The following is an 8,471-nucleotide window of genomic DNA, read 5'->3' on the forward strand; positions in this document are numbered from 1 at the left end:
CATGACGCAGCAAATGGCGCCGGAGCAGGTTCTGGCGGTACGCAATCTTAACGTGCGCTTCAGCCATGAAGGGCGCGTGACGCAGGCGGTGCGCGACCTCTCGCTGGAGGTGCAGCGCGGCGAGACCCTGGCGATCGTCGGCGAGTCCGGCTCCGGCAAATCCGTCACTTCGCTGGCGCTGATGCGGCTGATCGAACAGGCGGGCGGCGAAGTCAGCGGCGATATTCTGCTGCGCCGACGCAATGGCGATCTGCTGGACGTGGCGCGCGCCACCCCAGGCGTGATGCGACGCGTGCGCGGCGCCGACATGGCGATGATCTTTCAGGAGCCGATGACCTCGCTCAATCCGGTATTCACCGTCGGCGAGCAGATCGCAGAATCTATCCGTTTGCATCAGGGGAAAAGCCATCAGCAGGCGCTGGCGGAAGCGCGCCGTATGCTCGATCTGGTGCGCATTCCCGAAGCGCAGGGCGTGCTGTCGCGTTATCCGCATCAGCTCTCCGGCGGCATGCGTCAGCGCGTTATGATTGCGATGGCGCTGTCGTGCCGTCCTGCGCTGCTGATTGCCGATGAGCCGACAACGGCGCTCGACGTAACGATTCAGGCGCAAATCCTGCAGCTGATCCGCGTGCTGCAAAAAGAGATGCACATGGGCGTGATTTTTATCACGCACGATATGGGCGTAGTGGCCGAAATGGCGGACCGCGTACAGGTGATGTACCGCGGCGACGTGGTGGAGAGCGCGCCGGTGCAGCAGCTGTTCGACGCGCCGCAGCAGCCTTATACCCAGGCGCTGCTGGCCGCGGTGCCTAAACTCGGCGCGATGAGCGGCCAGCCGTTGCCTGCCCGTTTTCCGCTGCTGCACGCCGGAGCGGAGAGCGAGCCGGAAACGCCGCAGGACACGGCGCGCCGCGATATTCCCCCCATTTTGCAGGTGCGCGATCTGGTGACGCGCTTTGATATTCGCGGCGGACTGCTTAACCGCGTCAAACGTCGCGTGCACGCGGTAGAGAAGGTGAGCTTCGATCTCTACGCCGGTGAGACGCTGGCGCTGGTCGGCGAATCAGGCTGCGGCAAATCCACTACCGGACGATCGCTGCTGCGGCTGGTGGCGAGCCAGGGCGGCACTATCACCTTTAACGGTCAGCGTATCGACACGCTCTCCGGTTCGGCGCTGGCGCATCTGCGCCGCGATATCCAGTTTATTTTTCAGGACCCTTACGCCTCGCTCGATCCGCGGCTGACGGTGGGCTTCTCCATTATGGAGCCGCTGCTGGTGCATAAGGTTATGCCGCGCCGCGAGGCGGAACAGCGCGTTGCCTGGCTGCTGGAAAAGGTCGGGCTGCTGCCGGAGCATGCACAGCGTTATCCCCATGAGTTCTCTGGCGGCCAGCGCCAGCGTATCTGTATTGCGCGCGCGCTGGCGCTCAATCCAAAAGTGGTGATCGCCGATGAGTCGGTGTCGGCGCTCGACGTGTCGATACAGGCGCAGATCGTCAACCTGATGCTCGATCTACAGCGTGAATTCGGCATCGCTTTCTTGTTTATTTCCCACGATATGGCGGTTGTGGAACGCATTAGCCATCGCGTGGCGGTTATGTATCTGGGACAGATCGTTGAAATGGGGCCGCGGCAGGCGGTATTTGAGGAGCCGCGTCACCCCTACACCCGCAAGCTGATGGCCGCCGTCCCGGTGGCGGATCCGGCGCATCGTCGGCGCGAGCGCGCACTGATGGTCGACGAGATCCCCAGCGCCGTTCGCGCGCTGGGCGACGAGCCTGAGGTCGCGCCGCTGATTGAGGTTGCGCCAGGCCACTTCGTTGCGCGCCATGCTATCAGCAGCACCTGACATCACAATCACACTAAGCAGGGATTACAGGAGAACACGATGCACAACACAATGCGTAAAGGGTTACTGGCTGCGGGCGTGATCGGCGCCATGGCGGCGCTACCCGCCTGGGCGGCAAAAGACGCGGTTATCGCTGTCGGCTCGAACTTCACCACGCTCGATCCCTATGACGCCAACGATACGCTGTCGCAGGCGGTGGCGAAATCATTCTACCAGGGGCTGTTTGGCTTCGACAAAGATATGAAGCTGACCAACGTGCTGGCAGAAAGCTATCAGGCAAGCCCGGACGGCCTGACCTATACCATCAAGCTGCGTCCGGGAATTAAGTTCCAGGACGGCAGCGATTTCAATGCTGAAGCGGTCAAGGTCAACCTTGAGCGCGCCAGCAACCCCGATAACCATCTCAAGCGCTACAACCTGTTTAAATATATCGCCACTACCGAGGCGGTAGATCCCACCACGGTAAAAATTACCCTGAAGCAGCCTTTTTCTGCCTTTATCAATAACCTGGCGCACCCTGCCGCCGCGATGATTTCGCCGACCGCGCTGAAAAAATATGGCAAAGAGATCGGCTTTCACCCGGTTGGTACCGGCCCCTATGAGTTTGTGACCTGGAACCAGACCGACTATGTGAAGGTGAAAAAGTGGGACGGCTACTGGAAAAAAGGCTATCCGAAACTCGACAGCATCACCTGGCGTCCGGTGGTGGACAACAACACCCGCGCGGCGATGCTGCAGACCGGCGAAGCGAACTTCTCTTTCCCGATCCCGTTCGAGCAGGCCAAACTGCTGGAGAAGAATCCGAAGCTGAAGGTAGTGACGTCGCCATCGATTATGCAGCGCTATATCAGCCTGAACGTCACTCAGAAGCCGTTCGACAACCCGAAAGTGCGCGAGGCGCTGGAGTATGCAATCAATCGCGAAGCGCTGACCAAAGTCGCTTTTGCCGGTTATGCGACGCCTGCGACCGGCATCGTGCCGCCGACTATCGACTTTGCGCAAAAATACCCGGCGATTCAGTACAACCCGGCCAAAGCGCGCGAGCTGCTGAAGGAAGCGGGCTACCCCAACGGCTTTGAAACCACGCTCTGGTCGTCGCATAACCACAGCACCGCGCAGAAAGTGCTGCAGTTTACCCAGCAGCAGCTGGCGCAGGTGGGCGTGAAGGTAAAAGTCACGGCGATGGACGCCGGTCAGCGCGCCGCCGAGGTTGAGAGCAAAGGACAGAAAGAGAGCGGCGTACGCATGTTCTATACCGGCTGGTCCGCCTCTACTGGCGAAGCTGACTGGGCGCTGACGCCGCTGTTCGCCACCACGTCCTGGCCGCCAGCCATCTTTAACACCGCGTTTTACAGCAATCCGCAGGTGGATAAAGATCTGGCCGATGCGCTGAAAACCACGGACCGCGAGCGCAAAGCCAGCCTCTATAAAGACGCACAGGATAAGATCTGGAACGACCATCCGTGGATCCCGCTGGTGGTGGAGCAGCTGGTTTCCGCCAACAGCGCGTCGCTGACCGGGTTCTATGTGATGCCCGACACCTCATTCAGCTTTGACGAGGCCGATCTGAAGTAATCCGACCGGCCAGCCCGCATAGGCTGGCCGCCGCTGCTCAGGATTTCGCATGCTTAACTATTTTATTAAACGTCTGTTCGGGCTCATCCCGACGCTGCTGATTGTGGCGGTGCTGGTGTTCCTGTTCGTTCACCTGCTGCCGGGCGATCCGGCGCGTCTGATCGCCGGTCAGGACGCCGACGCCACGGTGGTGGCGCTGGTGCGCCAGGAGCTGGGGCTGGATCAGCCGCTGCCGCAGCAGTTCTGGCACTTTATCCTGAATGCGCTGCAGGGCGACTTCGGCCAGTCGCTGGTGTCGAAGCGCCCGGTGTCCGAAGAGATCGCTACGCGCTTTATGCCCACGCTGTGGCTGACGCTGGCCAGTATGGTCTGGGCGGTAATATTCGGCATGGCGATCGGCATCGTCTCCGCCGTATGGCGTAACCGCTGGCCGGATCGCCTGGGCATGACGCTGGCGGTATCGGGCATCTCCTTTCCCGCCTTTGCCCTCGGTATGCTGCTGATGCAGATTTTCTCGGTCGAGCTAGGCTGGCTGCCGACCGTCGGCGCGGGCAGCTGGAAACATTACATTCTGCCTTCGGTGACGCTGGGTGCCGCCGTGGCGGCGGTAATGGCGCGCTTTACCCGCGCCTCGTTCGTCGAGGTGATGCAGGAAGATTATATGCGCACCGCGCGTGCCAAAGGCGTGCGCGAATCGCTGGTGGTGGTAAAACACGGCCTGCGCAACGCCATGATCCCGGTCGTGACCATGATGGGACTGCAGTTCGGCTTTCTGCTCGGCGGCTCTATTGTGGTGGAAGTGGTCTTTAACTGGCCCGGTCTGGGCCGTCTGCTGGTTGATTCGGTGGAGATGCGCGATTACCCGGTGATTCAGGCCGAAGTGCTGCTCTTTTCGCTGGAGTTCATCCTGATTAACCTGATTGTCGATCTGCTCTATGCGGCAATCAATCCCGCCATTCGCTACAGGTAAGGAGTCGCAATGAAAAACTGGCGACGCGAAGCGGTGCTGAAAAGCCTGCCGCTGACGACGGAAAATCGGGTTCGTACACCCTGGAGCGAGTTCTGGCGACGCTTTCGCCGTCAGCCGGTGGCGATGGCGTCAGGGCTGTTTGTGCTGCTGCTGATCGTGCTGGCGTTTATCGCGCCGCTTATCGCCCCGTTCGACGCAGAGAACTATTTTGACTATGACCGGCTCAATCAGGGGCCGTCGCTGATGCACTGGTTTGGGGTTGACTCGCTGGGACGCGACATCTTCAGCCGCGTGCTGGTCGGCACCCGCATCTCGCTTATTGCCGGCTTCTTTTCGGTGGCGATTGGCGCGGCGATCGGCACGTTCTTCGGCCTGCTGGCGGGCTACTACGAAGGGGCCTGGGATCGCATTACCATGCGTATCTGCGATGTGCTGTTCGCTTTCCCCGGCATTCTGCTGGCGATTGCGGTGGTGGCGATTATGGGCAGCGGCATGAGCAACGTGATTATTGCGGTGGCGATTTTCAGCATTCCGGCGTTTGCCCGTCTGGTGCGCGGCAATACGCTGGTGCTGAAACATCAGACCTATATCGAGTCGGCGCGCAGCATCGGCGCCTCTGACACCACCATCCTGCTGCGTCATATTCTGCCCGGTACGGTGTCGTCGATTGTGGTCTATTTCACCATGCGTATCGGCACCTCGATTATAACCGCCGCCAGCCTGTCGTTCCTTGGACTGGGCGCGCAGCCGCCGACGCCGGAGTGGGGCGCGATGCTTAACGAGGCGCGCGCCGATATGGTGCTGGCGCCCCACGTGGCGATTTTCCCCAGCCTCGCGATTTTTCTCACGGTTTTAGCATTTAATTTGCTTGGCGACGGGCTACGCGACGCGCTCGATCCTAAACTCAAGACATGAAAAAATTCGATTACGAGCAGGACTTTAAAACCATCGACTTCCGCAAGAACCCGGAACGTTATCAGGTCGGGCGCGGCGAGCAGGGCGTGCTGATGGTGGAACCCTATAAAAGCGAAATATTGCCGCACTGGCGTTTTCGCACTGTGCCGATCGCTAAAGCCTCCGCGGCGAAGATCATGGAGATGTTTGAAGCCTACCGCGCGCAGGATGATTTCGTCGGTATGGATATGGCGCGCAAGTTTATTCAGATGGGGTATACGCGCGCGCGCCGCTACAGCAACCACAAGGGCGGGCGCAAATACGACGCCGACGGCAATGAGCTACCGCGCGGCGTTGACGAAGAAAAGGCCGCTGCGGCGGCCGTTTTCAAAGCGTACTGGGATCGACTGCGTGAAGATCAGGACTATCTGACGCGCAAGCAGGCGCATCAGAAGCTATACGGTTAAACGCGCGTTCCCCAGAGGTCGTACTCGTCTGCGTTCTCGACTTTTACGCGGATAACGTCGCCCGGTTTTACGCCGCGCTCGCCGTTAAGGTAGACCGCACCGTCGATTTCCGGCGCGTCCGCCATGCTGCGGCCGATAGCGCCTTCTTCATCCACTTCGTCGATAATCACCAGGATTTCACGGCCGACTTTTTCCTGCAGGCGCTCGGCGGAAATCTGCTGCTGCAGCTGCATAAAGCGGTCGAAGCGATCCTGTTTCACCGCGTCGTCAACCTGATCCGGCAGCTGGTTGGCGGTTGCGCCTTCCACCGGGCTGTACTGGAAGCAGCCCACGCGATCCAGACGCGCCTCACGGATAAAGTCGAGCAGCAGCTGGAAATCCTCTTCGGTTTCGCCGGGGAAGCCGACGATAAAGGTCGAGCGCAGCGTCAGCTCCGGGCAGATTTCGCGCCAGCGCTTGATGCGCTCCAGCGTACGCTCTACCGCGCCTGGACGCTTCATCAGCTTCAGGATGCGCGGGCTGGCGTGCTGCAGCGGAATGTCCAGATAGGGCAGGATTTTGCCTTCCGCCATCAGCGGGATAACGTCATCGACGTGCGGGTAGGGGTAGACGTAGTGCAGACGCACCCAGACGCCGAGCTTCGCCAGCTGTTCGCACAGACCCACCATGCTGGTTTTCACCGGCTGGCCGTTCCAGAAACCGGTGCGGTGTTTGACGTCGACGCCGTAGGCGGAGGTGTCCTGCGAGATCACCAGCAGCTCTTTTACGCCCGCTTCCACCAGACGCTTAGCCTCATCCAGCACCTCGCCGATGGCGCGGCTGTCGAGATCGCCGCGCATCGACGGGATAATGCAGAAGGTGCAGCGATGGTTGCAGCCTTCGGAAATCTTCAGGTAGGCATAGTGACGCGGCGTCAGCTTAACGCCCTGCTGCGGCACCAGGCTTAAAAACGGATTATGCTGCGGTTTCGGCACATAGGTGTGAACATGGGACAATACCTGTTCATAGCTGTGCGGGCCGGTGATCTCCAGCACTTTGGGATGAACCTCGCGGATCTGATCCACTTTCGCGCCGAGACAGCCGGTGACGATCACCTTGCCGTTCTCATTGAGCGCTTCGCCAATCGCCTCCAGCGACTCCTGCACCGCGCTGTCGATAAAACCGCAGGTGTTTACAATGACGATTTCAGCGTCGTCATAACGCGGCACAACGTCGTAGCCTTCAGTACGCAGCTCCGTCAGGATACGTTCTGAATCCACAAGGTTTTTAGGACAGCCGAGCGAGACGAAGCCCACGCGCGGCGGCAGTGTAGTATTGGTATTGGACATGGCTCTGTTTCCGGGTTCTGCACAGCGATGGCGCGCGATTTTACCTGCGTCTCGCTGAAAATTGTAGCGTTATTTATGGGGGAATTCGTGGGGCATTTCAGACAGATAAGCGGCGCTTGCGTCTGCCAGGAAAGCGAGACTTTGCGCGCCCGTTACGTAAATAAGTGAAAACGTCGCGGCCAGCCATTTACGGGCTAACTTCTGGTAATTTCGACAAAAAATCAACGCTGCCAGACAGGCAAAAATTGTCAATACTCATAACAGGGTTGAGTTTAATGCGGCCTGGTGCTTAAATCCGGAATTCAAATTTACTGTGAATTCAATAATAAGCCGATAATAGGGCAGCTGCGGACGCCTGTCGCCGCAGTCGACTAAGTGGATAATGTGAGAGCGCAATGATGAAAGAGATCGTTAACGGATTTCTGAGTTTTCAACAGAATGTGTTTCCTGAAAGGAAGGATCTTTTCAAAAGCCTGGCGTCGAACCAAAATCCTAAAGCGCTGTTTATCTCCTGTTCTGACAGCCGTTTAGTACCGGAACTGGTTACCCAGCAGGAGCCGGGTCAGCTGTTTGTGATCCGCAACGCGGGCAATATCGTACCGCCGTTCGGTCCGGAGCCAGGCGGCGTGTCAGCCACTATCGAATATGCGCTGATGGTGCTGGGCGTGAGTGAAATCATCATCTGTGGCCACTCCAACTGCGGCGCGATGAACGCTATCGCTTCCTGCCAGTGCATGGACACCATGCCCGCAGTCGAACACTGGCTGCGCTACGCCGATGCGGCGAAAACCGTGGTGGAAGAACGCGAATACGAGACGGCGGAAGCCAGACTGAACGAGATGGTAAAAGAGAACGTCATCGCTCAGCTGAACAATATCAAGACTCACCCGTCCGTGGCGCTGGCGCTGCGTAAAGGCAAAGTGCGCCTGCACGGCTGGGTATATGATATCGAGTCAGGCAAAATTATCGCCCTGACCCCGGGCGGCAAGAGCTTTATCTCTCTCTCCGATAACCCGGAAACCTGCTTCGAGTAAGCCTCTCGCCCGCTGCGCATGCAGCGGGCGTTTTCTTTTTGCTTCCCCATGCCTTCCCTTTAGCGTATCCCTGCTTCCCTTCCAGATGGGATGGCAGACTTTAATCTTTTGTAAAGCCTGAACATTATTTAGTCGCGCTGGCTACCCTTACACTTATTCCCTGGTGACTGGAGCATATTATGGCCCGACTGACTGCCGCGCTGTTACTCGGCGGCGCGCTGTTTACTCTTCCCGTTCTGGCAGAGGAGGTGCAGGTTCAGGTTCTGCAGGAGAAACTTAATCATCCCTGGTCGGCTGCCTTTTTGCCGGACAATCAGACGCTGCTGATTACTGAACGGAGCGGACAGCTGCGCA

7 protein-coding genes and 1 pseudogene are annotated in these 8,471 nt (G+C 58.9%); 7 read left to right on the forward strand and 1 reads right to left on the reverse strand.

Going from position 1 to position 8,471, the window contains the following annotated elements:
* Position 1: 1 nt before the first annotated feature.
* From gsiA to B3797_RS15120, 5 genes are read left to right on the forward strand one after another with little or no spacing between them, the layout of a single operon-like run.
* Positions 2-1,849, forward strand: coding sequence for a glutathione ABC transporter ATP-binding protein GsiA (gene gsiA / locus B3797_RS15100; protein ID WP_311781893.1), 1,848 nt, complete (start codon positions 2-4; stop codon positions 1,847-1,849).
* 39 nt (positions 1,850-1,888) lie between these two features.
* On the forward strand, positions 1,889-3,424 hold the full coding sequence (gsiB, locus tag B3797_RS15105; RefSeq protein ID WP_311791505.1) for a glutathione ABC transporter substrate-binding protein GsiB: 1,536 nt from the start codon (positions 1,889-1,891) through the stop codon (positions 3,422-3,424).
* Positions 3,425-3,473: 49 nt separating this feature from the next.
* Positions 3,474-4,394, forward strand: a complete 921-nt coding sequence (gsiC, locus tag B3797_RS15110; RefSeq protein WP_311791506.1) for a glutathione ABC transporter permease GsiC — start codon at positions 3,474-3,476, stop codon at positions 4,392-4,394.
* Between the two features lie 9 nt (positions 4,395-4,403).
* Positions 4,404-5,309, forward strand: coding sequence for a glutathione ABC transporter permease GsiD (gene gsiD, locus B3797_RS15115; protein ID WP_311781890.1), 906 nt, complete (start codon positions 4,404-4,406; stop codon positions 5,307-5,309).
* Positions 5,306-5,755 carry a DUF4385 domain-containing protein gene (locus tag B3797_RS15120; RefSeq protein ID WP_120451705.1) on the forward strand — a complete coding sequence of 150 codons (450 nt, stop codon included), beginning with the start codon at positions 5,306-5,308 and terminating at the stop codon, positions 5,753-5,755. The genes gsiD and B3797_RS15120 overlap by 4 nt, the downstream gene beginning before the upstream one ends.
* On the opposite strand, the gene rimO is transcribed toward B3797_RS15120, so the two are convergent.
* Positions 5,752-7,083, reverse strand: a complete 1,332-nt coding sequence (rimO, locus tag B3797_RS15125) for a 30S ribosomal protein S12 methylthiotransferase RimO (RefSeq protein WP_120451707.1) — start codon at positions 7,081-7,083, stop codon at positions 5,752-5,754. The two genes, B3797_RS15120 and rimO, sit on opposite strands and share 4 nt — an antisense overlap.
* Positions 7,084-7,481: 398 nt before the next feature.
* Here rimO and B3797_RS15130 point away from each other — a divergent pair, with 398 nt between their 5' ends.
* Positions 7,482-8,117: a carbonic anhydrase gene (locus tag B3797_RS15130; RefSeq protein WP_311782253.1), complete on the forward strand. Its 636-nt coding sequence runs from the start codon at positions 7,482-7,484 to the stop codon at positions 8,115-8,117.
* A gap of 179 nt (positions 8,118-8,296) precedes the next feature.
* A pseudogene (locus B3797_RS15135) lies at positions 8,297-8,471 on the forward strand (PQQ-dependent sugar dehydrogenase); the annotation flags it as partial.

The organism is Pantoea sp. UBA5923, assembly GCF_002431095.1.
Taxonomy (GTDB): domain Bacteria; phylum Pseudomonadota; class Gammaproteobacteria; order Enterobacterales; family Enterobacteriaceae; genus Pantoea; species Pantoea piersonii.

Bases quoted from the DNA above. Each gene is read 5' to 3' on its own strand.
- gsiC (WP_311791506.1), top strand. From the start codon at position 3,474: ATGCTTAACTATTTTATTAAACGTCTGTTCGGGCTCATCCCGACGCTG.
- gsiB (WP_311791505.1), top strand. From the start codon at position 1,889: ATGCACAACACAATGCGTAAAGGGTTACTGGCTGCGGGCGTGATCGGC.
- gsiA (WP_311781893.1), top strand. From the start codon at position 2: ATGACGCAGCAAATGGCGCCGGAGCAGGTTCTGGCGGTACGCAATCTT.
- B3797_RS15130 (WP_311782253.1), top strand. From the start codon at position 7,482: ATGAAAGAGATCGTTAACGGATTTCTGAGTTTTCAACAGAATGTGTTT.
- B3797_RS15120 (WP_120451705.1), top strand. From the start codon at position 5,306: ATGAAAAAATTCGATTACGAGCAGGACTTTAAAACCATCGACTTCCGC.
- gsiD (WP_311781890.1), top strand. From the start codon at position 4,404: ATGAAAAACTGGCGACGCGAAGCGGTGCTGAAAAGCCTGCCGCTGACG.
- rimO (WP_120451707.1), bottom strand. From the start codon at position 7,083: ATGTCCAATACCAATACTACACTGCCGCCGCGCGTGGGCTTCGTCTCG.